1 protein-coding gene is annotated in these 446 nt (G+C 48.0%); it reads left to right on the forward strand.

The features are described 5' to 3' along the window. A partial coding sequence (locus ACWKX3_RS24110) for an IS3 family transposase (RefSeq protein ID WP_454542657.1) occupies positions 1-266 on the forward strand: 266 nt, incomplete at its 5' end. Between the last annotated feature and the right edge of the window lie 180 nt (positions 267-446).

Below are 446 nucleotides of genomic sequence, written 5' to 3' on the forward strand. Positions count from 1 at the left end.
AGTCGTTCCTGAAAGCACACGGCCTGGAGGGGAGCATGAGCCGTCGCGGTAACTGTCACGATAATGCGGTTGCAGAAAGCTTTTTCCAGTTGCTGAAACGCGAACGGATAAAGAAAAAGATCTACGGAACGCGGGAAGAAGTCCGCAGCGATATTTTTGATTACATCGAAATGTTTTATAACAGTAAGCGTCGGCATGGTTCGAGCAATCAGATGTCACCGACAGAATATGAAAAGCAGTATTATCAACGGCTCGGAAGTGTCTAGATTATCCGTGGCGATTCACAATCGAATTCCCTCCGACCTGCAATCAGCGCAGATTTCGGCTCACATTAATTGCAAATGAAAAACGCCTCCGGCTCACATTAAGTGATAATGGGCTCGCATTTATCCTGCCCGGCCCGCAATCCATTCCGCCGGGCTCACAATAACTGCAAATCAACTTCG

The sequence above is a fragment of the Enterobacter sp. UPMP2052 genome (genome assembly GCF_053709675.1).